Below are 23,285 nucleotides of genomic sequence, written 5' to 3' on the forward strand. Positions count from 1 at the left end.
CCGGGGGCTTGTCCCCCGGCCCCTCAAACTCAGCGGAGATGCGGGAACCTGAGGTTCCCGCCGGGATGTCCGGGGCGAAGCCCCTCGATAACAAGTGGCGAAAAGTCACGGTACAGGGAGAATGGCCATGAACGCAATCCTGCCGTTCGAAGGCATCGGCGCCAGCGTGAAGCGCAAGGAGGATCTGCGCTTCCTCTCCGGCCGCGGGCAATATGTCGACGACATCAACCGGCCGGGCCAGGTCTATGCCTGGATTCTTCGCAGCCAATACGCACATGCGCGGATCGTCTCGATCGACACAACCGCGGCCGCGGCCATGCCGGGCGTCATCGCGGTCTTCACCAGCGCCGACATGGCCGGCATCGGGGGCATCCCCTGCGGCTGGCAGATCCACAACAAGGACGGCACGCCCATGGCGGAGCCGAAGCACCCCGTCCTGGCCGAGGGCAAGCTGCGCCATGTGGGCGATCCCGTCGCCGTCGTGATCGCGGAAACCCGCAGCCAGGCGCGCGATGCGGGCGAGGCCATCGCCCTGGAGGTCGAGGCCCTGCCGGCCGTGACCGGCACCACCGAGGCGCTGGCCGCCGGCGCGCCCCGCGTGCACGACGATATCGCCGGCAACCTCTGCTACGACTGGCACATCGGCGACAAGTCCATGACCGACGCCGCCTTCGCGCGCGCCGAGCACCGCGTCGCCTTCGAGACGACCAACAACCGTCTCATCGCCAATGCCATGGAGCCGCGCAGCGCCGTCGGCGACTACGATACGACCACGGGCGAGCACACGCTCTTCACCACCAGCCAGAATCCCCACGTCATCCGGCTGCTGATGGGCGCCTTCGTGCTCAACATCCCGGAGAGCAAGCTGCGCGTGGTGGCGCCCGATGTCGGAGGCGGCTTCGGCAGCAAGATCTATCATTATGCCGAGGAGGCCATCGTCACCTGGGCCGCGGCGAAGCTCGGCCGCCCGGTGAAATGGACGGCCGACCGTACCGAATCCTTCATGTCCGACGCCCATGGCCGGGACCATGTGACCCGCGCGGAGCTGGCGCTGGACAAGGAGGGCACCTTCCTTGGCCTGCGCGTCCATACCCAGGCGAATATGGGCGCCTATCTCTCGACCTTCGCGCCCTGCGTGCCGACCTATCTCTACGCGACGCTGCTGGCCGGCGTGTATTCGACGCCCGCCATTTATGCCGAGGTGAAGGCCGTCTTCACCCACACCGTGCCGGTCGACGCCTATCGCGGAGCGGGGCGGCCCGAGGCGACCTATCTGCTGGAGCGGCTGGTGGACGTCGCGGCCAAGCAATGCGGCTTCGACCGGATCGAGCTGCGGCGGCGCAACTTCATCGCGACCGATGCCTTCCCGTACCAGACGCCGGTTGCGCTGGAATATGACAGCGGCGACTACTTCTCCACGCTGAACCAGGCCCTGGAGACCTCCGGCTGGGCGGGTTTCGAGGCGCGGCGGGCGGAAGCGGCGAAGCGCGGGAAGCTGCGCGGAATCGGCATCTCGACCTATCTGGAAGCCTGCGGCATCGCGCCCTCGGCCGTCGTCGGCTCGCTCGGCGCGCGGGCCGGGCTTTACGAGGTCGGCACCATTCGCGTGCACCCGACGGGCAGCATCACCGTGCTCACCGGTGCGCACAGCCACGGCCAGGGCCACGAGACGACCTTTGCGCAGCTCGTCTGCGACAAGCTCGGCGTGCCCGTCGCCCAGGTGGACATCGTGCATGGCGATACCGGCAAGGTGCCCTTCGGCATGGGCACCTATGGCAGCCGCTCGCTCGCCGTGGGCGGCTCAGCCATGGAGAAGGCGATGGACAAGATCATCGCCAAGGGCAAGCGCATCGCCGCCCATCTGATGGAAGCGGCGGTCGAGGACATCGAGTTCGACCGCGGGACCTTCCGCGTGGCCGGAACGGACAAGACCAAGGTCTTGGCCGAGATCAGCCTCGCCGCCTATGTCCCGCACAACTATCCCATCGACGAGATCGAGCCTGGCCTCGAGGAGACGGCCTTCTACGACCCCAAGAACTTCACCTATCCCGGCGGCTGCCACATCGCCGAGGTGGAGATCGAGAAGGAGACCGGGAAGGTCAGCCTGATCAACTTCACCGCCGTCGACGATGTCGGGCGCGTCATCAACCCGATGATCGTGGAGGGCCAGGTGCAGGGCGGCGTGGCGCAGGGTGTCGGCCAGGCCCTGATGGAGAATTGCGTCTATGACGCCGCCGGCCAGCTCATCAGCGCCTCCATGATGGATTACGCCATGCCCCGCGCCGACGACCTGGCGCCGGTCAGCGTGGCGACCCATGTCACCCTATGCACGCACAACCCCCTGGGCGTGAAGGGCTGCGGCGAGGTGGGGGCGATCGGCTCGCCTCCGGCGGTCATCAACGCGGTGGTGGATGCCCTGCGGGACTACGGCGTGACCCATGTCGAGATGCCGGCGACAGCGCCCAAGATCTGGTCCATCATCCACGGCAGCACGCTTTGAGGAGATCTGAGCATGTATGATTTCACCTACACCAAGCCCTCCTCCATCGCTGATGCCGCCAAGCTCCTGGCGGCCGATCCCGACGCGAAGTTCATCTCCGGTGGCCAGACGCTGCTTCCCGCGCTCAAGCACCGGCTGAACCGGCCGACGACGGTCGTGGACCTCACCGGCATCGCCGAGATGCGCGGCATCCGGCGGGAGGGGAACAGCCTCGTGATCGGCGCGCTGACCAGGCATGCCGAGGTCGCGACCAGCGCCGAGGTGAAGGCCGCGATCCCCGCGCTGGCGGAGATGGCCTCCAATATCGGCGACACGCAGGTCCGCAACCGGGGCACGCTCGGCGGCTCGGTCGCGAATAACGATCCGGCGGCCGATTATCCGGCGGCGGTGCTGGGCCTCGGCGCCACGGTCGTGACCAGCAGCCGCGAGATTCCGGCCGACGAGTTCTTCCTCGGCATGTTCACCACGGCCCTGGAGCCCGACGAGCTGCTGGTGGCGATCCGCTTCCCGATCCCGGAGAAGGCCGGCTACGCCAAGATGCGCAACCCGGCGAGCCGCTACGTCATGGCCGGCGCCTTCGTCTCCAGGGGACCGCAGGGCATCCGCGTCGCCATCAATGGCGCGGGCCCCTGCGTCTTCCGTCAGGCCGATATGGAGGCGGCGCTGGCCGGCGCCTGGTCGGCCGACGCGGTGGCGGGGGTCAAGCAGGACGCCGACGGCCTGAACGGCGACATCCACGGCAGCGCCGAGTACCGCGCCCATCTGGTGACGGTGATGGCCAAGCGCGCGGTGGTCGCGGCGGGCTGACCTGGAGCATCACCCGATCAGATGGCGTCATCTGGTCGGGTAAAGATGCTCGAAAAACAAAAAAGGCAGAGCGTTTTCCGTGAGCCCCTGCGAACGGAAAATGCTCTAGCCGCCCGGTATCGGGCGGAGCAGCGCCTCTGCCCGGTCCCTCAGCGAAGTCCGGAAGTCGCCGGGGCAGGGCAGCTGGTCACGATCGGCGGCACGCTGCGTCGCGCCCAGCCAGTAGCCGTGCCAGACGGCGATGTGCTGCATCTCCGCCTCGCTCCGGTTGAGGTCGCGCTGCTGCGTCATCATGCGGCCGAAATAACCCTCCCAGCGCAGGCGGCAGTGGCGCAGCATGCCATTGGCCTCGGCCATCGCGCGGATGCGCACGGCATCCGTGGCGCCGACCGTCTCGGCCAGCGGCGTCGCGAGGATGCGCTGGGCATCCCCGGAGGCCGGCCCTGTCGCCTGCGCCGGAGGCCGGGCAGCGCAGCTGGCCAGAAGAAGGAAAAAAGGCGCAGCCGCCAGAAGTATCCGCATGGGCGATGCTTGCGCGCGGGGGATTCCGTGGCAAGCATCGAGACCATGGAACTCGACGATCCCGGCGTCATCGCCGAAGCCCGCGCCGTCTTCGACCGTTACGAGGACGCTCTGATGAACAACCGCACGGAGGTGCTCGACGGCATCTTCTGGGGCGATGCGCGGACGGTGCGCTTCGGCATCACGGAAATCCTCTACGGCATCGAGGCGATCCGCGCCTTCCGGGCGAGCGTGAAGGCCTATGCCCAGCGCGTACAGAAGAAGGTGCACATCACCGCCTTCGGGCGCGACTTCGCCTGCACCCATCTGGAATATGAGCGCGTGGGCACCGGCCTCATCGGCCGCGAGACCAAGATCATGGTGCGCCTGCCCGAGATCGGCTGGCGCGTGGTGTCGGCGCATGTCTCGCTGCTGGCCGGCACGGATCCGGGGCGGGCATGAGCGGTTCGATGGAAAAGCTTCGGCTCGCGATCATCGGCGGCGGCATCGTCGGCGCCTGCACGGCGCTGGCGGCCCAGCGCGCCGGCTATGCCGTGACCCTCATCGAGCCGGAGGTCCCGGGCGGCGAGCAGGCGGCAAGCTACGGCAATGGCTGCTGGTTCAGCCCCTCGAGCACCGTTCCGCCGGCCCTGCCGGGCCTGTGGAAGAAGGTGCCGAAGTTCCTGGCCGACCCCCTGGGCCCGCTGGCCATCCGCTGGTCCTACTTCCCGAAGGTCGCGCCCTGGCTGGTCCGCTATCTCCTCGCGGGCTGGACCGAGGCCAAGGTGTTGAAGACGGGACATGCGCTGCGCGCCCTGGTCGCCGGGGCGCCGGCCCTGCATGCCGCGCTGGCGGAGGAGGCGGGCGTCGGTCATCTCGTGGAGCGGCGCGGGCTGCTCTACGTCTTCCCCGACCGCGCGGCCTTCGAGGCCGAGGCCCTGGCCTGGCGCGTCCGGGCGCAGACGGGCGTGACCTGGCTGGAGATCGGCGAGGACGAGCTGCGCCAGCGCGAGCCTGACCTGAACCGGCGGTACAAGTTTGGTATCCTGGTGGAGGAGGGGGGCCATTGCCTCAATCCCGGCGCCTATGTCGCGGCGCTGGTCTCCCTGGCGGAGGCGCAAGGCATGGTGCGCGCCACGGCGCGCGCCACCGGCTTCCGCATCGAGGGCGGGCGCCTGAAGGCGGTGACGACCGACCGCGGAGAGGTTTCGGCCGATCGCGCCATCATCGCCGCTGGCGCCTATTCCAAGACCCTGGCGCGCGAGGCGGGCGACAAACTGCCGCTCGAGACCGAGCGGGGCTACCACGCGGTCATCGCCCATCCCGAAGCGGGGCCGCGCCTGCCCATGATGCCTTCCGACGGGAAGATGAGCATCACGATGACCGAGACGGGCCTGCGCGTCTCGGGTCAGGTGGAGATCGCGGGTCTCGCGGCCGCGCCGAACTGGAAGCGGGCGGAGATCCTCCGGGACCACCTGCTGCGCAGCTTTCCGGGACTGCCGCGGGACATTTCCGCCGAGCGCATCAAGGTCTGGATGGGGCACCGCCCCTCGATGCCCGATGGGCTGCCATGCATCGGGCCGGCCTCGGCCAGCGCGGATATCCTGCATTGCTTCGGGCACGGCCATGTGGGGCTCGTTTCGGCGCCGAGAAGCGCGGAATTGGCCATTGCCCTTCTGGGAGGGTACCCGCCGCCGGTACCGCCTGAGCCCTATTCGCCGCGTCGGTTCTAGTGTGGATTTCGCGTGCATTATTCGGAAAGCAGTGCCATGCTGACGAACTCGCCCAGCATCCCGTTCGGCCGAGAACACTAGCGTGGATTGAAGAGAAACGTGTCTGACGATTATTCGCCTGAGGGCGGTGACACCGGTCTGATCGAGGCCAAGGTCAAGTGGTACAACGGCCGAAAGGGTTTCGGCTTCGTGCTCGGCCCCGACGGGCAGGACGTGTTCTTCCACGCTTCCGCTCTGACCGACGCCGGTATCGATCAGCCTGACACCGACGATATTCTCGTGTGCGAGATCGGCTCCGACCGTCAGGGTCGTCGCCTCGTGACGCGCATCACCGAGCTCAAGCGCGGCCCTGGTGGCGGCGGTGGCGCGCGTGGTGGCTTCGGCGACCGTCCCCCCCGGCGCGACTTCGGCGGCCCCGGTGGCGGCTTCGGCGATCGTCCGCCGCGCCGCGACTTCGGCGCTCCCGGTGGCTTCGGCGACCGTCCGCCGCGCCGCGACTTCGGCGCCCCGGGTGGCTTCGGCGATCGTCCGCCGCGCCGCGACTTCGGTGGTCCCCCGGGTGGCGGCTTCGGCGCCCCGCGTGGCCCCGGTGGCTTCGGTGGTGGTGGCGACCGCGGTCCCCGCCGCAACTTCGACGAGGGGACGGGCCCCGTCTATCCGCTGAACGGCACCGTGAAGTGGTTCGACCAGGTGCGTGGCTTCGGCTTCGTCACCCCCGAGGATGGCGGCCAGGACGTGTTCCTGCACTCCTCCGTTCTCACCCGCGCGGGCCGTACGGACCTGCAGCAGGGCGAGAAGGTCTCGCTCGATGTGCGTGACGGCCAGCGCGGCCGTCAGGCTGTCGGCATGAAGTAAAGCCGGACTCCACGTCGGCTTTCGGGGCCTCGGACCATACGGTCCGGGGCCTTTTTCTTTTGTTAAGCCTCGGGCGCGCAGTCTTCGGGCATGCACCCTCTGTTGCTCCTGCTGATGCTCGCCGGTCCGGCCATGGCGCAGGTTCCCATCTGCAACGCGCTCCGCGAGGGGATGACGGCCTGCTTCGATGGCCGCCTCTGCCGTTGCCGCTTCGAGGAGCCGGGGCTCCTCACCGGCGGGCGGCAGGGCCATCGCTGGGATTGCGGCGTGCTGCGGCCGGATTGCCGCCCTTCGGAGCCCGGCACGCCCTGGCCCGACATCGTGCCGCATGTCCTGCTGGACGGAACTCGGCCGGAGCGGATGCGCCCCGGCCCGGATCGCTGAAAGGCCTACCAGCGGCGCGGGCGCAGGCCCGCCTGGAACCAGGAGATCATCGAATAGATGTCGTAGACCGGCAGGCCGGTCGCCGCCGCCAGATCCGCCGCATAGGGCGGCATGTTGGTGCATTCCAGCACGATGGCGCCGATCTCCGGGTGGCGCTTCACCAGCCGCTGGCCGGCCTCCAGGATGTCCTGCCGGGCCAGCTCCACATCCAGGTCCTCCTTCTCCGCGCGGATCAGCACGCGGAAGAACTCCCGACCGCTCTCCGTCCCTTCGACGGGCGTGTCCACCGGGGCGCCGGCCGCCTCGAGGTGCTGCCGCGTGAGGCTGGCGCCGTTCACCGTGACGATGCCGACGCGCCGGCCCGGCGGCAGCGTCGCCTGCACCCAGGGCACCTGCATCATGGAGGAGGTCGCCACCGGCACCTTCACCGCCGCCGCCAGCTCCTCCTGGAAGAGCGAGAGGAAGCCGCAATTGGTGGTGATGGCCTCGGCGCCGAGGTCCACGAGGTCGCGCGCCGCCTCGACGAAGGCATCGAGCAGGCCCGCCGCGCCCTGCTCCACGACCCGACTCGGCGAGGCGCCCCGAACCACCCGGAAGAGCACGGGGAAGGGCCAGGTCTCCCCATTGCCCATGTCGCCGAGAATGCGTGGAAATCGGGCTTCCAGCATCAGAATGCCGAGAGGCGCGCCATAAATCGACTTTCCGCCGCGCGCGATCGTGTTCACCATTATTTCCCTCGCTCAAGTCCAAACCTAAGGTTGCGATATAGATGACCCCTGGAGAACCCAAGATGCTTCGACGCGCCCTGCTGGCGTTGCCGTTGGCTGCCCCTGCCATTGCGATGGCGCAGGAGGCGCCGTTCCCGAACCGCCCGATCACCATCTACAGCGGCTTTCCGAACGGCTCCGGGATCGACATCTACATCCGCCGCATGGCCGAGCCCCTGGGCCGGGCCCTGGGCGGCGTGACCATCCTGGCCGACAACCGGACGGGCGCGGGCGGCAATATCGGCTCCGAGCTCGTCGCGAAGTCCCGGCCGGATGGCTACACGCTGTACTTCGGCACCGCCGGCACGCATGCGATCAATGCCACGCTGTACCGGACGCTTCCCTTCGACGTGATCCGGGACTTCACCCCGATCTCCCATCTGGGCGACGTGCCGAACATCCTGACCGTCGCGCCCGACAAGCGGCCGGCCTTCTCGAATTGCGCGGCGCTGCTCAGCGCGGCGCGGGCCAATCCCGGGCGGCTCAACTATGCCTCCACCGGCAACGGCGCTTCGACGCATCTCTCGGCCGCGCAATTCGTCCTGGCGGCGCAGGTGGACGTGGTCCACGTCCCCTATCGCGGGCAGCCGGGCGCGCAGACGGCGCTGCTGGGCGGCGACGTCGACTTCTTCATGAACCAGTCCGGGCCGGCCATCGGCGCCATACGCCAGGGGCAGGTGAAGGGCCTCGGCGTCACCACGGCGCAGCGCCTGCCGAGCCTGCCGGACCTGCCGACGGTGGCGGAGGCCTGCAACCTCCCGGGCTTCGTCAGCACGACCTGGTACGGGCTCTTCGGCCCCGCGCACCTGCCCGCACCGATCCTGGAGCGGCTCTCCTCCGCCGTGACCAGCGTGCTGCGCGAGCGCGAGTTCAGCACCTGGCTGACCGACAACCAGGGCATCTCCCTCCCGCCGGTCTATACGCCGGCCGAGTTCGCCGAGATCCAGCGCCGCGACGTGGCGGCCTGGGGCGACATCGTCCGCCGCTCCGGCGCCTCGGTGGATTGAGATGCGACGCCGCGCGATCCTGGCCGGGCTGATGACGCCGGGCCTGGCGCGCGCGGCGCTGCCCGCCGGCCGCTCCCGCATCACCTTCGAGGAGCCGAGCGGCGTGGCGCCCGGCATGATGGCGGCCTTCCTGTATCGCCCCGCCGCCTGGCAGGCCGGCGGGAAGGTCGTCGTAGTCCTGCATGGGCTGCGGCGCGATGCCGGGAACTACCGGGACGCGTGGATCCCGCTGGCCGAGGCGCGCGGCTTCCTCGTCGTCTGCCCCGAGTTCTCGGCCGCGCAGTTTCCGGGCGACCGCTACTACAATTTCGGCAATGCCCGCGCGCCGGAGGCCGCCTGGACCTTCTTCGCGCTTGATCGCGCGGTGGCGGCGGCGTTCCGTGCGCTGGATGCGCCGCCCACGCCCTTCGCGCTCTACGGCCATTCCGCCGGCGCGCAATTCGTCCATCGCTACCTGCTGCTGACCGGCGCGCCGCGGGCCTCGCGCCTCGTGAGCGCCAATGCCGGTTGGTACACTTGGCCCGATTTCGGCATCGCCTTTCCCTTTGGTCTCGGCGATTGCGCGGCGACCGAGGCGGGGCTGAGGGCGGCGCTGACACGCCCGGTCACGATCCTGTTGGGGGAGGAGGATACCAACCCCCACCATCCCGCCTTGCGCCGCGATCCCCAGGCCGACCGGCAGGGGGTGACGCGGTTCGCGCGCGGACAGGCCTTCTTCGCGGCTGCGCGCGAGGTGGCGGCGCGCGACGGCCTGCCCTTCGGCTGGACCCTGCGGACCGTGCCCGGCGTGGGCCATTCCAATAGCGGCATGGCGCCGTCTGCGGCGGAAATCCTGGCTTCCGGCTGAAAAATTGCTTGCGATACCACGTCATATGATTGTAGAACTACCGTGACATGTTACGGATACGATCAGGCGAATGTCGCTACTGATGACCTTGGAGCCGCCTCCCTCTCTGACCGACCGCGCCGTGGCCCAGCTGCGCCGGGACATCCTGGCCGCCCGCCTGGCACCGGGTGAGACGGTCTCCGAGGGGGCCATCGCCGCGCATCTGGAGCTCGGCAAGGCGCCGGTGCGCGCCGCGCTGGCGCGGCTGGCGGAGGAGGGGTTGGTCACCGCCGTTCCGCGCCGGGGCTGGATGGTCAGCCTCGTCACCATCCGCGACATCCACGAGGTCTTCGACCTCCGCCTGATGCTGGAGCCGGAGGCTGCGCGCCGGGCGGCCGGCCGGGTCGATGCCCAGATGCTGGCGCGCCTCGATGCCGTCTGCGCCGAGGGCTACGACTGTTCGGACGAGGAGAGCGCCATGTGCTTCCTCGCCGCCAACAAGGCCTTCCACGTCGCGATTGCCGACCTTGCCGGCAACGGCCGCCTTGCCCGCCAGCTCGACCGCCTGCTGGACGAGAGCACGCGCATGCTCGTCCTCGGCCTCCGCCCGCGCGACCGCACGGGCGAGATGGCGCATGAGCACCATGCCCTGGTGGAGGCGCTGGCCCTGGGCCGCGCCGAGGACGCCGGGCGGATCATGCATGAACAGGTTTCCGCCAGCCGCCAGATGGTGCTGGCGGCACTGACCGCCCCGGATGCGAGGACCGTGCTGTGAACATGATGCCCGCGCTCAGCGCTCTCGACACCATGCTGGCCGATATCCGCGTCGCGGCCCGAACGCCGCTGGACGACCGTCCGGCCGCCGTCGCCGAGGCGATCCGGCCCTATCTGGACGACCCCCGCCTGCTGGCGGAGAAGGACTGTCCCTGTTGCCCGGACCGCTACATCCGGCATTTGCTGGGCGAGGGCGACGGTTACGCCGTGGTCGCCCTGGTCTGGCGCCCCGGCCAGATGTCGCCGGTGCATGCCCATCGCACTTGGTGCGCCCTCGGCGTGCATCGCGGCGTGCTGAGCGAGCATTTCTTCCAGGCCGGCGAGACGCCGTGCCCGACCGCCGTCCATCTGCGCGGGCGCGGCGCGACCAGCCATGGCCCGGCCTCGCCGGAGCTCATCCACCGGATCGCCAATTGCTCGGCTGAGGTGGCGGTCTCCATCCACGTCTATGGCGTGCCCTTCGCCGATTTCGCCGAGGGCGTGAACGAAGTGCTGGCGTAACGAGGCTTTAATGGCTCGACGCGCAGGGATCGACTTGCCACCCTGAGCCCACGATGCCCGCACCGTGTTGAACCTCAATCCCCGGATATTGTTGGGCCTTGCCCTCGGCGCCATGGCCTCGGTCATCTGGGGAGGGCATGCGGTGGTGGCTCGGTTGGCCCTGGTCGGCCAGGGTATCCATGTGCTGGACATCCTGTTCTGCCGCTATGTGCCGGCCTCGCTGCTGCTGTTCCCGCTCATCTGGCGGCATCGCGAGCAGATCCGGCGGCTGGGATGGCGGCGCATCTTCGTGCTCTTCCTCTTCGCGGGCGCGGGGAACCTGGTGCTCTTCGCCTCCGCCCTGAAATTCGCACCGGCGACGCATGGCTCGACCATCGCGCCCATGGTCTCGCCCCTCTTCGGCGCGCTGCTCGCCTGGTGGCTGCTGGCCGAGCGGCCGACGCAGGGCCGCGTCGCGGCGCTGGGGGCGATGCTGGCGGGGGTGCTGATCATCGCCTGGGACGGGCTCGGCCAGCATCCCGGCGCCTGGCGCGGCGACCTGCTGTTGATGGGCGCGGGCGCCACCTGGTCCGTCTTCACGGTGCTGCTGCGGCGCTGGCAGGTCTCGGCCGTGCCGGCGGCGGCGGCCGTCACGTTGGTCTCCGTGCCGCTGGTGCTGCCGCCCTTCCTGATGTTTCGCGCCGACGCCTTCTTCGCTCTGCCGACGGGGCTCGTCGTCTGGATGATCGTGGCGCAGGGCGTCCTGCTGGGCAGCCTCTCCATGCTGCTCTTTGGCCGCAGCGTCGAGATGCTGGGTGCCACCCGCGCGGCGACGCTCTCGGTCCTGGTGCCGGTGACGGGGCTGATCCTCTCGGCCGCCGTGCTGGGCGAGGAGATCGGGCCCGTGAAGGCCGCCGGCGCCGCGGTCTGCACGCTGGCGATGCTGGCGGCGGTGCTCTTCACCGGCCGCCGGGTGGGGTGATCAGGGCTTCGGCTTCGTCCGGACCCAGTTGGTGGTGATATGGACGGCGACCTCGTCGCTGTCCGCCCGCGTGATCAGCACCTCGCCGAAGATGGTCCGCCCGCCGCCCTTGATGACGCGCGCGGTGGCGATGATCGGCCCCGGCCCGCAGGCGCGGAGGAAGTTCACGTTCATGGTGGTGGTGAGGCTCTCGTCGCGCCCCTCGGTCCCGGCGAGGAGCGCGGCCCACATCGCGATATCGGCGAGGCCCATGATGGCTGGGCCCGAGACCGTGTTGCCCGGGCGCAGCACCCGTGGGCTGGAGGGGAGCTCGAGCCGGGCATAGCCGGGCGAGGCCTCCAGCAGCCGCACGCCCCATTCGGCGCCGAGCGGCACGCCGGTGTGCAGAATGGCCTCGATCTCCGCCAGCTTCATGGGGGCTCCCTTCATGACGACAGCCGGAAAGCTGAGGCCGCCACGGCCGGGATGGCAAGCTGGCCGGCAGGCGTTGCGCGCGGCCTGGGATGGCCGAATACTTCCCGGCAGGCGGATATGAAGGAGCACCCGATGTCATTCTACCGCGGCATGACCTGCGAGAACGTCACCCTCAAGGGCGACGGCGGCACCCCCATCACGGCCTATGTGGCGAAGCCCGAAGGGAAGGGGCCCTTCCCGGGCGTGGTGCTGATCCACCACCTGCCGGGCTGGAGCGAGCTCTATATCGAGACGACGCGGCGCTTCGCGCATCACGGCTACATCGCCATCTGCGCCAACCTCTACGAGCGCGCGGGCGAGGGCAATCCGGACGACGTCGCCGCCAAGGTGCGCGCCGAGGGCGGCATCCCCGATGCCCAGATGGTCGGCGACACCGCCGCCGCCGTGGCCTGGATGCGCGCGCAGCCCGCGAACAACGGCAAGGTCGGCCTCTACGGCTCCTGCTCCGGCGGCCGGCACGCCTTCATCTACGCCTGCCAGCGCAAGGACGTGGACGCCGCCGTGGAGCTCTGGGGCGGCCGCGTGGTGATGGGCAAGGACGAGCTGAACGCCAAGACGCCCGTCGCGCCGATCGACCTGACGAAGGACCTCTCCTGTCCGCTGCTCGGCCTCTTCGGCAATGACGACCGCGCGCCGAGCCCTGAGCAGGTGGACCAGCACGAGGCCGAGCTGAAGAAGCACGGCAAGACCTACGAGTTCCACCGCTACGACGGCGCGGGCCACGGCTTCAACTACTGGCACCGGCCGCTCTACCGGCCCGAGCAGGCCATGGACGGCTGGGCCAAGACCTTCGCCTTCCTCGGCAAGCACCTGGCGAAGTAGGGAGGGCGCGGCCGATGTGCACCTCCATCGTCGAGATCGTGGCCGCGGAAGGTATGGCCAAGCGCGGGGAGGAGTGGTTCCCGCTGACGCAGGCGGTGGTCGCCTATGACCATGCGCGCCATGCCCCTCTGGGTGACGTCATCACGCTCGATTTCCTCAATGCCGGGCTGGAGCCGGGCGCACGGGCCGCGGTGGAGCTGACACTGGAGAGCGCGAAGGAGCTCCGCGCCGCGCTGGAACGGGCGATCGTGGCCGCGGAGTTCGAGGAGGCGGAGGTGCGCGGCAAGGGCGCGCCGCCCCGGTTCGAGCGCGCGGCCTGAGGCGGGCCGCTTGACCCGTCCTGGGGCGGTTTCTAGCGTCCCGCCCTGAATGGTGGGCGCGGCGCCGCGCCCAGGAGAACCGATGGCCACGCACCGTTTCCGCCCCACGCGCTACCACAACGTGATCGGCACCGCCGAACCCGTCCTCCGCGTCGCCGATGGCGACACGGTGGTGGCCGATACGATCGACGCCTCGGGCCTGGATGCCCGCGAGATCGCCGTCGCCAGCCGGCCGAACCCCATGACCGGGCCCTTCTTCATCGAGGGTGCCGAGCCCGGCGACACGCTGGCCGTCCGCATCGACCGGCTGACGCCGAGCCGCGCCACCGGCTGGACCTATTCCCCGCTCGCGCTGACCGTGCTGGACCCGGCTGCCATCGTGGACCGGCCGCCCTCGCAGCGCTCCGTCTGGACCATCGACAACAATGCCGGGACCGTCCGGCTGCAGGAGCCGGCCCCGGGCCTGGAAAACTTCGCGCCCGAGATCCAGCCGATGATCGGCTGCTTCGGCGTCGCGCCGGCGGGCGGGCAGGCGCTCTCCACCGCGACGTCAGCGCAGAACGGCGGCAACATGGATTATCGCCTCTTCGCGCCGGGGACGACGGCCTGGTTCCCGGTCGCGGTGCCGGGCGCGCTCTTCTATCTGGGCGACGGCCATGCCTGCCAGGGCGACGGCGAGATCGTCGGCACGGGCATCGAGACCTCCTTCGAGATGGAGGTCACCTTCCAGGTCCTGAAGCGCAGCATCACCTGGCCGCGCGGCGAGACGGCGGAGGATATCTTCACCGTCGGCAATGCCCGCCCGCTGGACCAGGCGCTGCAGCATGCCACGACCGAGATGTCGAAATGGCTGGGCGAGGATTACGGGCTGGATGCGCGCGCGGCGAGCCACCTGATGGGCCAGGTGGTCCGCTACGACGTCGGCAATGTCTTCAACCCCGCCTACACGGTCGCCTGCCGCATCGCCAAGCGCTGGCTGACGAAGCGGTAGCCACCCCGGGCCGGGCTGGCGCCTTTAACCGGGCGCCAGCCGGATCCGCTTCTCCAGCGCACCCTCCACCGCCTTGCGGCTGTAGAGCATCGGCACGTAGCCGTCCTTCGCCCAGATCGGGAACAGGTCCCGGTAGTGCGGGCTGGCCGGGTCGCCGGACTGTCCCGGCGCGTTGATGGTCCAGCTCGCGTCCCAGTTGCCCACGTCCAGCACCATCCGCCAGGACACGCCCGACATCACGCGGAAGTCGGCGCCGCGATAGCCGTTGTTGTTGATGGTGAGGTTGGAGCCGCCCTTGGGCGCCGGCCCCACATCCAGCTTCGCGGCCAGCTCCGGCGGCGCGAGGCGCGAGAGCGGGTGGCTGAAATAGCCCTGGTGGATGTTCCCCCAGGCCCAGCCCGACACTTCCGCGCCCATGCGCTTCTTCGCCTCGGCCCAGGCAGCTTCCAACGTGCTGAGCAGCAGCGCGTCGCGCGCGGCCACGGGATCGGTGCCGAAGCCGGGGTCGTTCGCCGCTTCCAGCACCTCCAGATAGAGCTGCGTGTCCACCACGCCGACCATCTTCGCCAGCCCCTCGGGTCCCAGCGCCAGCGGGATGGCGGGCATCAGGTGGTTGGTGAACCAGATCTCGAAGAGCGCGGCTGGGCCGCTTTCCACCGTCAACCGATGGTCCCAGCCCGCCAGGCAGGAGCGCGCCTCGGCCGCACCGTCGGCCTTCGTCGCCGCCAGCAGCGCGCAGAGCCGCCGGGCGGGCACGCTCAGCACGTCCGTCTGGAGCCCGAGCGTCTCCTCGACCGACCAGCGCTTGGCGCCCTCCAGCGATTCCGACAGCCGCATGTACCGGGCGACGTCGGTCCATTCGAAGCCGGTCTTGTGGTGGCGGTAGTCGTAATCCGCCGGCAGGTTCATCTGGTTGGCCGAGCCGAGCCAGCCGCCGGCCGGATCCTTCGCCCGTGGCATGGAGGAGGCCTGGATCGTGCCCGCCCATTCGTGGCTGCCGTCGCCCGGGACCGGCATCAGCCCGTCCCAGTTCGGACGCACCGGGATCTTCGCCGCCGCCTGCCAGCCGATATGCCCCTCGACATCGGCCACGACATGGTTGGTCGAGGGCGCGCCCCAGCCTTCCAGCGCCGTCTTGTATTCCTCGAAATTCGCGGCGGTGAGGTAGCCGAGGCTTGCCATATAGGCCGCCGTCCCGGGCTCCCACCACACGCTGCGCAGCGCATAGGCGCGGCGGTTCGCGGTATCGACGTGCAGTACCGGGCCATGGCGCGTGAAACGCATCTCGATGGGCGCGGGCTCGCCGCCGCGCACGGGGACGGTTTCCGCCACCACGCGCATCCGCTGCCAGCCCTCGCCGTAGCGATAGAGGTCGGGATCGGCCTCGTTCAGCTCGTAGACGTAGAGGTCCTCCTGGTCGGAAGGGTGGATGGTGAGCGAGAAGGCCAGCTTGTCGTTATGGCCGAGGCTGACGCCGGGGATGGCGGGCTCGCCCGCGCCGATCACGTCGAGGCCCGGCGCCACCAGATGCGCGATGTAGCGCAGCGAAGGCTGGTCGTGCACGCGATGCGGGTCGCTGGCCAGGATGGCGCGGCCGGTGGTGGTGCGCGAGGGTGCCAGGGCCCAGTTGTTGCTGCCCCATTCGCCGGTATCGGCCAGCGGCTCGGCCGGCGTCGCGCTGTCGATCGGATGCGGCTCGCAGCCCAGAAGATAGATCCGCAGCACCTCGGGCGGGATGGTGTGCGGTTCGAGGCCCTCCGGCACCTGCAGCTTCCATTCGGGCTGCAGGCCCTTGTGCAGCCGGTCCGCCTCCTCGCCGAATTCGGCGACGATGTTCGACCGCGCGACCTCGGAATCCAGGTTGCGCACGCGGGCATGGGCGCGGCAGCGCACCACATCCTCCGGCGCCCATTTCTCCGGCCTCGTGCCGAGGGCGCGGAACTCCATCGGCAGGCGATCCGGCTCGCGCGCGACGAGGTCGATATAGGCGTTGATGCCGGCCACGAAGGCGGTGGTGCGGGCTTCCGCCTCGGCGCCGTAGCTGGCCCACTCGGCCGCCATGTCGCCCCGGTAGAGCAGCAGCCGCGCGGCGCGGTCGCGCTCGACATAGCCGGCGCCCAGGTCGCCCGCGAGCAGGCCGAGGCCGCGCTTGCGCCAGAGGTCGATCTGCCAGAGCCGGTCGCGCGCCGCGTTGAAGCCCTGGAGGAAGAAGGCGTCCCGCTGGCTGGCCGCGTAGATGTGCGGGATGCCCCAACGGTCGATCAGGATCTCGGCCTCGGCCTCGAGGCCCGGGAGGGCGAGGTTTTCCTGGGCGGCACTCATGCCCCCATCCCCCCGCGCCGATCTGCCACCGTCGAGAGGGTCTGGTCCATCATGCCGCCGAATCCTTGTACCTTGTCCCCGCAAGTCGAGCCGAGCGGGGAGGGGTCGTCAACGCGCCGCCTCAGCTGACGGCGCGGAGCGGATTAGCCGCGACAGGTCGAAGCCCTGTGCCCGCGCGATGCCCAGCGCCTGCTCCATCTGCGGGGCGGGAAGGCTCGGCGTGCGGGAGAGGATCCAGAGGTACTGCCGGTTGGGCGTGCCGACCACGGCCCATTGGTAGTCCGGATCCAGCCCCAGCACCCAGTAGTCGCCGAAGAAGGGCCAGAAGAAGCTGACCCGCAGCCGCGTATTGTTGCTGCCCTCGACCGGGTAGGCGGTGCCGCGCGCTGATTGCAGCCGCCGCACGGGATCGAGCGCGTTGGCGCATTCGTTCAATACCGAGATGCCGCCCGCCGCGGCCGGGAAGTAGGTGGCCGTCACCTCCTCGCAGCGCAGGCTCGAATTGTCCTGGAAGCGCTGCGGCAGGCGCGCGACCTCGTGCCAGCGGCCGGAGTACCGTGTCAGGTCCACCGAGGCGACGGTCTGGGGCGTCTGCGGGCCGGGCGCCGTGGCGCAACCGGCCAGCAGCAGCAGGGCGAGGAGGGAGCGTTTCATGGGTGGCTTCCTTCGGACCAATGGAGGCGGTCGCCCCGGGGCGCACCGCCTGAAATATTTCTCGGCATGGGAGGCTTCCGGAACGGGACGATGAGACGCGCCGGACGCCTCCGGAGCAAGTGGCGCCGCGCCACGGTCTGGCCTAAACACGGCCCGTTATGGAATCGCCACCGAATGGCCGCTGGGGCCCGATCGCCCGGCACCCGGCCGTCGCAGACGCGCCGCGTGCTGCCGACGACATCACCCGCGCCTGAGAAGTGAACGCATGCGATCTCAACGGGCGCTAGGTTCAGCCTGGCTCATGCGGCAGGCGCGCGGTCAGGCATGGCGCCTGGCGCTGCCGATCGGCCTCGGCCTCATGGTCACCGCCTGCCAGGTGACCATCGCCTTCCTTTTCGCCCGCATCATCGTGACCCTGCTGGGCTTCGCCTCGGGCGGCGGCTGGAACGACCTTGCGGTCGCCGGCGGCCTGATGCTGCTCAGCGCGGGGCTGAGCGTCGGGCAGGAGCTGGCGCAGCAATCCGCCGGCGAGCATGCCCGCGCCCGCATCCGCGCGGCGCTCTTCGACCGTCTCCTGGAGCTTGGTCCCGCCGATCGGCGCGGGGTGGGCGAGAAGGCCAGCCTGCTGGTGGACCGGGTCGAGGCGCTGGACGGCTTCTTTGCCCGCTGGCTGCCGGCCATGACGCTGGCCCTCCTCTCGCCGGCCGCCATCGCCATCATCGTCTGGCGCGCCGACTGGGTGAGCGCGCTGGTCCTGATCGCGATGGGCCTGCTGGTCCCCATCGCCATGGCGGTGACCGGCATCGGCGCTGCGCGCGAGAGCCGGCGGCAATTGGACGTGCTGGGCCGGCTGGCGGGGCGCTTCGTCGACCGCCTGCGTGGCCTCGCGACCCTGGTGCAGTTCAACCGCGCCGAGGACGAGGCGCGCGCGCTGGGCGAGGCGGCGGAGGAATTCCGCTGGCGCACGATGCGCGTGCTGCGCGTGGCCTTCCTGTCCAGCGCGATGCTCGAGCTGCTCTCCGCCTTCACGCTAGGCTACCTTGCCTGGCGGCATGGGGCGCTGCTCACGGGGCGCGGCCCCACCGACCCCACGCTGTCGCTCTTCTGCATCCTGATGGTGCCGGCCTTCTTCGCGCCGCTGCGGGCTTTCTCGGCCGCCTATCACGAGGCGATGTCCGCCCGTGGCGCAGCCGCCGAGCTGGCGCCGCTGCTCGAGGCCCCGCCCGAGGCCGGGCTTCTGCTGGAGGAAGTGCCCCGCCGCGTGGCGGTGGTCTTCAACGGGGTGGAGCTCCTCCATGCCGGCGCCGCCGCGCCCGCGCTCTCGCGCCTGACCTTCGCGTTGGCGCCCGGCGAGGTGCTGATGCTCGTGGGGCCGTCCGGCGCCGGGAAGTCCTCCGTCCTGCGGCTGCTGATGGGCTTCGTACGGCCGACCGCGGGCCGCATCGCGATCAACGGCCAGGACGTGACGCGGCTGCGCCCCGCGGAGCTGCGCCGCCTGTCCTCCTATGTCGGCCAGCGGGCGCATATCTTCGGCGGCACGCTGCGCGAGAACATCGCCCTCGCCCGTCCCGAGGCGACCGAGGCGGAGGTCCTGCGCGCCGCCGAGGCCGCCCGCGTGATGTCCTTCGCCGCCGACCTGCCACAGGGCCTCGATACGCGGGTGGGCGAGGGCGGCCACGGCATCTCGGGCGGGCAGGCGCAGCGCGTGGCGCTGGCGCGGGCCTTCCTGCGGGACGCGCCGCTGGTCCTGCTGGACGAGCCCACGGCCTCGCTCGATCCGGGCACCGAGGCCGAGGTGATAGAGGCTATCGGGCGGCTCTGCACCGGCCGCACCGCCATCATCGCCACCCATTCCGCCGCCCTGCTCGGCCTGTCCGGGCGCGTGCTCGAGCTGGGCGACAGGAGGCTCGCGGATGTGGGCTGATCTCGCGCGCGTCCTGCGCCTCTGGGCGCCCCGACGTGCCTCGCTCGTCGGTGCCCTGCTGGTTTCGATGGGCTCCGCGCTCTCGGGCGTGGCCCTGCTGGCGCTGGCCGGGCAGGGTGTCGCGGCTGGCCTCGCGGCGGGGGGCATCTTCGGGCTGGCGGCGCTGGTCTGGGTCCGGCCGTTAGTGCTCCTGCGGCCGATGCTGCGCTGGGGCGAGCGCATGGCGAGCCATGCCGCGGCCTTCCGCGCCTTGGCCGACACCCGCGTCTGGTTCTTCCGCCGCCTTGCCGAGCGGATGCCCGGCGGCATCGGCCTGCGCGGCTCGGGCGACCTGCTGAGCCGCGTGATCGGCGATGTGGATGCGCTGGATCGCCTCTATCTCGGCGGCATCCTGCCGGCCGGCGCGGGCCTCGCCGTGCTGGTGGCCGTGCTCGCGCTGCTGATGGGTGAGCCCTGGCTGATGCTGCTGGTGGGCCTGCCCCTGGCGCTTGCGCTCGTCCTCCCTCTCGTCCTGGCGCCGGCTGCGACCCGGGCGGCCCAGCGCGCCGCCGACCATCGGGGCGGCCTGCGCGCCGCCGTTGCCGATCCCCTGGCCGGCCTCGAGGACACGCTTGCCGCCAATGCCGAGCCGCGCGCGATGGAGCGCCTGCGCACGGCCGATCGCGAGCTGATGCACAGCCAGCGCTCGCTGGTCCGGCGCTCGGCCTGGGCGGGCGCGGCCGGCGGCTTCCTGGCGCAGCTCGCCGTGCTGGCGGCGCTGGCCTGGGGCCTCGCGGGCGGCACCGCGACGGCCGGCATGGTGGTGCTGGCCCTTTTCCTCTCGGTCGCGGCGGCCGAGGCGCTCGGCCTCATGCCGCGTGCTGGCGCTGCCCTGGCTTCCGCCGCTGCTGGCGCGCGGCGCCTCTTCGAGGCGGCGGATACCGCCCCGCCGGTGGAGGAGCCCGCGGCGCCCGCACCGCTGCCGGCCTCCAACGAGCTGGTCCTGCAGGGCGTCCGCTTCGGCTGGCGCCAGGACGCGCCGGTGCTCGACGGGCTGAACCTCACCTTGCGCGAGGGCGAGCGCGTGGCGATCCTCGGCCCCTCCGGCGCGGGGAAATCCACCCTGGCCGCGCTGCTGACCCGGCTCGCGGCGCCGGAGGCGGGCACGATCCGCCTGGGCGGTACCGATATCTCCCAGCTTCCGGCGGCCGAGCTCCGCACCCGGATCGTCGTCCTCTCCCAGCAGGCACGGCTCTTCGACGACACCATCGCCGCCAACCTGCGGCTGGCCGCGCCGGGCGCGCCGGACGCGGCGCTCTGGCGCGCCCTGGTCAAGGCCGGGATCGCCGATCTGGTGCGCAGCCTGCCCGAAGGGCTCGAGACCCGCTGCGGCGAGGGCGGCGCGCGCTTCAGCGGCGGCGAGGCGCGGCGCTTCGCGCTCGCCCGTGCGCTCCTGCCGCCGGCGGGCATCCTGATCCTGGACGAGCCCACCACCGGGCTCGACGCCGCGGCCGAGCGCGCCTTCCTGGCGACGCTGGCCACGGCCTGCGAGGGGCGCAGCCTGCTGCTGATCACCCATCGCCTGACGGGCGACGAGCCGCTGGACCGCGTCTGGCGGCTGGCCGGAGGACGCCTGCTGCCGGCCACCGCCTAAGGCCGGGGCATCACGAAACTGCCCCTTCCGGAGCGGTTGACGTGGCGGTTAGCTTGCCTGACTGACATCTCACCGGATTCTGGAGAATCGTCCTCATGCACCGCCGCCTGCTGCTGTCCGCCGCCATGCTGCCGCTCCTCGCGGCCTGCGCGGAACTGGACCCCATCCTGGTCCGCAACCCGGCGAACCTTCCGCATCCGGTGGTCTTCTTCAACGAGGACAGTCAGGTGCTCGACGACGCGGCCAAGGGCACCGTCCGCGAGGCGGCCGATACCGCCCGCCGCTTTCCCGACGCGCGCGTGAACGTCTTCGGCTATGCCGGCCCGGCCGGCGGCGCCGCCTTCAACCGCCAGCTCTCCGACGCCCGTGCGCAGCATGTCGCCTCGCTGCTCCGCCAGTACGGCGTCGCCTCCGAGCGCATCTTCGTGGTGCCGCGCGGGCCCGTGGCCTTCGACATGGCCCCGATCGAGAGCCGCCGGGTCGAGATCCGCTTCGCCGAAACGCCGCCGCGCCCGCCGCAATAAGGCAGGCATGACATGGCCGGCGCGGTGCCGGCCATGCTAGGGGCTTTCGCGGTGGCCGGGCCGGGTGTCCGGCCGACTCGACTTCCCTGCTAGACCTGCCTGGAGCCCGTCGCGCCCCCCGGCGCCGGGCGGGTGAGAGGCATCGAGTGACGCAGGATCCTGCGAAGGTACTTCACGACGTCTTCGGCCATGCGGGTTTCCGCGGCCGGCAGGCTGAGGTCGTCGATCATGTGATGCGGGGCGGTTCGGGCCTCGTCCTCATGCCGACGGGCGGCGGAAAGTCGCTCTGTTTCCAGGTCCCCGCGCTTTGCCGCGAGGGCCTGGCCATCGTCGTCTCGCCCCTGATCGCGCTGATGGAGGACCAGGTCGCAGCCCTGCGCCAGCAGGGCGTGGCCGCGGCCGCGCTCCACTCCGAGCTGGAGGAGCCCGAGCGCCGCGAGGTGTGGCGCAGCCTCAATGAGGGGCGGCTCAAGCTGCTCTATATCAGCCCCGAGCGCCTGGGCATGGACGGCATGCTGGAGCGGCTGTCGCAGCGCGACATCGCGCTCTTCGCCGTCGACGAGGCGCATTGCATCAGCCAGTGGGGCCATCACTTCCGGCCCGAATACCGCGCGCTCAGCTTCCTCCGGAGCGGTTTCCCGGAGGTGCCGCGCCTCGCCCTGACGGCGACGGCGGATGAGCGCACGGTCGACGACATCCGAGCCCAGCTGGGGCTCGAGGACGCGCCCGTCTTCCGCTCCTCCTTCGACCGGCGGAACATCCACCTGGCCGCCGCGCCGCGCGAGCAGGAGCGCAGCCAGATCCGCGCCTTCCTGCGCGAGGCCTCGGACGGGCGGGGCGCCGGCATCGTCTATTGCGGCACGCGCGCCCGGGCCGAGCAGACCGCCGACTGGCTGCGCGCCGACGGCTACGACGCCATGCCCTTCCATGCCGGCATGCCCTCCGAGGACAAGCGCGACGCGCATCGGCGCTTCGCCCGCGGCGATGCGGTGGTGATGTGCGCGACCATCGCCTTCGGCATGGGCATCGACCGGCCGGATGTGCGCTTCGTGGCCCATCTCTCGCTGCCGCAGGGGCCGGAGGGCTGGTACCAGGAGATCGGCCGCGCGGGGCGCGACGGGCTGCCGGCCCGCGCCCTGCTGCTCTATGGCGCCGGCGATATCGCCCTGGCCCGCCACCGCATCCAGCAGAGCCCGGCCTCGGACGAGCAGAAGCGCATCGAGCGAGCGCGGCTCGACGCCATGGTGGGCATCGCCGAGGCGGGGACCTGCCGCCGCCGCGTGCTGCTGCGCTGCTTCGGCGAGGATCTGGCGGAGGATTGCGGCCATTGCGACGTCTGCGCCGCGCCGCCGCGCCTCTATGACGGCACGGTGGCCGCGCAGAAGCTGCTATCGGCCGCGCTGCGGACGGGCAACCGCTTCGGCCTGGGCCATCTGGTGGACGTGCTGCGCGGGCGGCTGACGGACAAGGTCGCGCAGTTCGGGCATGACCAGCTGCCGACCTTCGGCGTCGGCAAGGACGTGGCGGAAGGCGCCTGGCGGGGCGTCATGCGCCAGCTCGTCTCCCAAGGCGCGCTGGACATCGCCGTGGAGAACCATGGCGAGCTGGTGGTGACCGAGGCCGCGCGGCCGGTCCTGCGCGGCGAACATCGGGTGATGCTGCGCGAGGAGCTGATCCGCCCGCGCTCCGCGCGTTCCAGCCGCGAGACGCCGCAGACGTCTTCCGACGATCCGCTCTTCGCCGCCTTGCGCGAATGGCGGAAGACCGAGGCGCGGACCCAGCAGGTGCCAGCCTATGTGATCTTCCACGACGCGACCTTGGCCGAGATCGCGGCGCGGCGGCCGGGAAGCCTGCGCGAACTGCGCGACGTTCCCGGCGTGGGCGAGAGCAAGCTGCAGCGCTACGGGGAGGCCGTGCTGGCCGCCCTGGCGGAAGCCGCCTGACGGGACCGATGCGTCGAGGACACACTGTCTCTCATTTGTCTCGCTAGCCGCACGATATTATT

General features: G+C 70.8%; 23 protein-coding genes. 18 read left to right on the forward strand and 5 right to left on the reverse strand.

Going from position 1 to position 23,285, the window contains the following annotated elements; all coding sequences use genetic code 11:
- The first annotated feature begins 127 nt into the window (after positions 1-127).
- Both KHU32_RS17035 and KHU32_RS17040 read left to right on the forward strand, forming a co-directional pair.
- The gene (locus KHU32_RS17035) at positions 128-2,500 is read left to right on the forward strand and encodes a xanthine dehydrogenase family protein molybdopterin-binding subunit (RefSeq protein WP_249681265.1); all 2,373 of its coding nucleotides are present in this window, start codon (positions 128-130) and stop codon (positions 2,498-2,500) included.
- Between the two features lie 12 nt (positions 2,501-2,512).
- The gene (locus tag KHU32_RS17040) at positions 2,513-3,307 is read left to right on the forward strand and encodes an FAD binding domain-containing protein (RefSeq protein ID WP_213671350.1); all 795 of its coding nucleotides are present in this window, start codon (positions 2,513-2,515) and stop codon (positions 3,305-3,307) included.
- 105 nt (positions 3,308-3,412) lie between these two features.
- Here KHU32_RS17040 and KHU32_RS17045 read toward each other — a convergent pair whose 3' ends face one another.
- Positions 3,413-3,829, reverse strand: coding sequence for a hypothetical protein (locus tag KHU32_RS17045; RefSeq protein WP_213671351.1), 417 nt, complete (start codon positions 3,827-3,829; stop codon positions 3,413-3,415).
- A gap of 27 nt (positions 3,830-3,856) precedes the next feature.
- Between KHU32_RS17045 and KHU32_RS17050 the strand changes: the two genes are divergently transcribed.
- The 4 genes from KHU32_RS17050 (at position 3,857) to KHU32_RS17065 (ending at position 6,780) form a co-directional block, all read left to right on the forward strand.
- On the forward strand, positions 3,857-4,270 hold the full coding sequence (locus tag KHU32_RS17050) for an AtzH-like domain-containing protein (protein ID WP_213671352.1): 414 nt from the start codon (positions 3,857-3,859) through the stop codon (positions 4,268-4,270).
- Positions 4,271-4,278: 8 nt separating this feature from the next.
- On the forward strand, positions 4,279-5,541 hold the full coding sequence (locus tag KHU32_RS17055) for an NAD(P)/FAD-dependent oxidoreductase (RefSeq protein WP_213671353.1): 1,263 nt from the start codon (positions 4,279-4,281) through the stop codon (positions 5,539-5,541).
- 99 nt (positions 5,542-5,640) lie between these two features.
- Positions 5,641-6,396 carry a cold-shock protein gene (locus tag KHU32_RS17060; RefSeq protein WP_314072731.1) on the forward strand — a complete coding sequence of 252 codons (756 nt, stop codon included), beginning with the start codon at positions 5,641-5,643 and terminating at the stop codon, positions 6,394-6,396.
- Positions 6,397-6,486: 90 nt separating this feature from the next.
- The gene (locus KHU32_RS17065; protein ID WP_213671355.1) at positions 6,487-6,780 is read left to right on the forward strand and encodes a hypothetical protein; all 294 of its coding nucleotides are present in this window, start codon (positions 6,487-6,489) and stop codon (positions 6,778-6,780) included.
- 5 nt (positions 6,781-6,785) lie between these two features.
- Here the strand turns inward: KHU32_RS17065 and KHU32_RS17070 are convergent, their stop codons facing one another.
- The gene (locus KHU32_RS17070; RefSeq protein ID WP_213671356.1) at positions 6,786-7,508 is read right to left on the reverse strand and encodes an aspartate/glutamate racemase family protein; all 723 of its coding nucleotides are present in this window, start codon (positions 7,506-7,508) and stop codon (positions 6,786-6,788) included.
- 62 nt (positions 7,509-7,570) lie between these two features.
- Between KHU32_RS17070 and KHU32_RS17075 the strand changes: the two genes are divergently transcribed.
- The 5 genes from KHU32_RS17075 to KHU32_RS17095 all read left to right on the forward strand — a co-directional run bounded on the left by KHU32_RS17075 (position 7,571) and on the right by KHU32_RS17095 (position 11,616).
- On the forward strand, positions 7,571-8,554 hold the full coding sequence (locus tag KHU32_RS17075; RefSeq protein WP_213671357.1) for a Bug family tripartite tricarboxylate transporter substrate binding protein: 984 nt from the start codon (positions 7,571-7,573) through the stop codon (positions 8,552-8,554).
- Position 8,555: 1 nt separating this feature from the next.
- Complete coding sequence (locus KHU32_RS17080) at positions 8,556-9,401, forward strand: alpha/beta hydrolase (RefSeq protein WP_213671358.1); 846 nt, start codon at positions 8,556-8,558, stop codon at positions 9,399-9,401.
- Positions 9,402-9,471: 70 nt separating this feature from the next.
- On the forward strand, positions 9,472-10,155 hold the full coding sequence (locus tag KHU32_RS17085; protein WP_213671359.1) for a GntR family transcriptional regulator: 684 nt from the start codon (positions 9,472-9,474) through the stop codon (positions 10,153-10,155).
- Positions 10,156-10,157: 2 nt separating this feature from the next.
- Positions 10,158-10,655: a cysteine dioxygenase family protein gene (locus KHU32_RS17090; RefSeq protein ID WP_213671582.1), complete on the forward strand. Its 498-nt coding sequence runs from the start codon at positions 10,158-10,160 to the stop codon at positions 10,653-10,655.
- A 67-nt stretch (positions 10,656-10,722) separates the two neighbouring features.
- Entirely contained in the window at positions 10,723-11,616 is an 894-nt protein-coding gene (locus KHU32_RS17095) for a DMT family transporter (protein WP_213671360.1), read from the forward strand.
- Here the strand turns inward: KHU32_RS17095 and KHU32_RS17100 are convergent, their stop codons facing one another.
- Positions 11,617-12,030: a PaaI family thioesterase gene (locus KHU32_RS17100; protein ID WP_213671361.1), complete on the reverse strand. Its 414-nt coding sequence runs from the start codon at positions 12,028-12,030 to the stop codon at positions 11,617-11,619.
- A 132-nt stretch (positions 12,031-12,162) separates the two neighbouring features.
- Here KHU32_RS17100 and KHU32_RS17105 point away from each other — a divergent pair, with 132 nt between their 5' ends.
- From KHU32_RS17105 to KHU32_RS17115, 3 genes are all read left to right on the forward strand, one after another.
- Positions 12,163-12,912: a dienelactone hydrolase family protein gene (locus tag KHU32_RS17105; protein ID WP_213671362.1), complete on the forward strand. Its 750-nt coding sequence runs from the start codon at positions 12,163-12,165 to the stop codon at positions 12,910-12,912.
- Positions 12,913-12,926: 14 nt separating this feature from the next.
- Entirely contained in the window at positions 12,927-13,232 is a 306-nt protein-coding gene (locus tag KHU32_RS17110) for a DUF6295 family protein (protein WP_213671363.1), read from the forward strand.
- An 82-nt stretch (positions 13,233-13,314) separates the two neighbouring features.
- Positions 13,315-14,223 carry an acetamidase/formamidase family protein gene (locus KHU32_RS17115; RefSeq protein WP_213671364.1) on the forward strand — a complete coding sequence of 303 codons (909 nt, stop codon included), beginning with the start codon at positions 13,315-13,317 and terminating at the stop codon, positions 14,221-14,223.
- 24 nt (positions 14,224-14,247) lie between these two features.
- Here the strand turns inward: KHU32_RS17115 and KHU32_RS17120 are convergent, their stop codons facing one another.
- On the reverse strand, positions 14,248-16,545 hold the full coding sequence (locus tag KHU32_RS17120; protein ID WP_213671365.1) for a penicillin acylase family protein: 2,298 nt from the start codon (positions 16,543-16,545) through the stop codon (positions 14,248-14,250).
- Between the two features lie 108 nt (positions 16,546-16,653).
- The gene (locus tag KHU32_RS17125) at positions 16,654-17,199 is read right to left on the reverse strand and encodes a lipocalin family protein (RefSeq protein WP_213671366.1); all 546 of its coding nucleotides are present in this window, start codon (positions 17,197-17,199) and stop codon (positions 16,654-16,656) included.
- Positions 17,200-17,464: 265 nt separating this feature from the next.
- On the opposite strand from KHU32_RS17125, the gene cydD reads away from it, so the two are divergent.
- The 4 genes from cydD to recQ all read left to right on the forward strand — a co-directional run bounded on the left by cydD (position 17,465) and on the right by recQ (position 23,223).
- Positions 17,465-19,123: a thiol reductant ABC exporter subunit CydD gene (gene cydD / locus KHU32_RS17130; protein ID WP_213671367.1), complete on the forward strand. Its 1,659-nt coding sequence runs from the start codon at positions 17,465-17,467 to the stop codon at positions 19,121-19,123.
- Positions 19,113-20,756, forward strand: a complete 1,644-nt coding sequence (gene cydC / locus KHU32_RS17135; protein ID WP_213671368.1) for a thiol reductant ABC exporter subunit CydC — start codon at positions 19,113-19,115, stop codon at positions 20,754-20,756. The genes cydD and cydC overlap by 11 nt, the downstream gene beginning before the upstream one ends.
- Before the next feature lie 95 nt (positions 20,757-20,851).
- Positions 20,852-21,280, forward strand: a complete 429-nt coding sequence (locus KHU32_RS17140) for an OmpA family protein (protein ID WP_213671369.1) — start codon at positions 20,852-20,854, stop codon at positions 21,278-21,280.
- Between the two features lie 146 nt (positions 21,281-21,426).
- A complete protein-coding gene (gene recQ, locus KHU32_RS17145; protein ID WP_213671370.1) occupies positions 21,427-23,223 on the forward strand; it encodes a DNA helicase RecQ in 1,797 nt (598 codons plus the stop codon).
- Positions 23,224-23,285 lie beyond the last annotated feature (62 nt).

The sequence above is a fragment of the Roseococcus pinisoli genome, assembly GCF_018413645.1.
GTDB lineage: Bacteria > Pseudomonadota > Alphaproteobacteria > Acetobacterales > Acetobacteraceae > Roseococcus > Roseococcus pinisoli.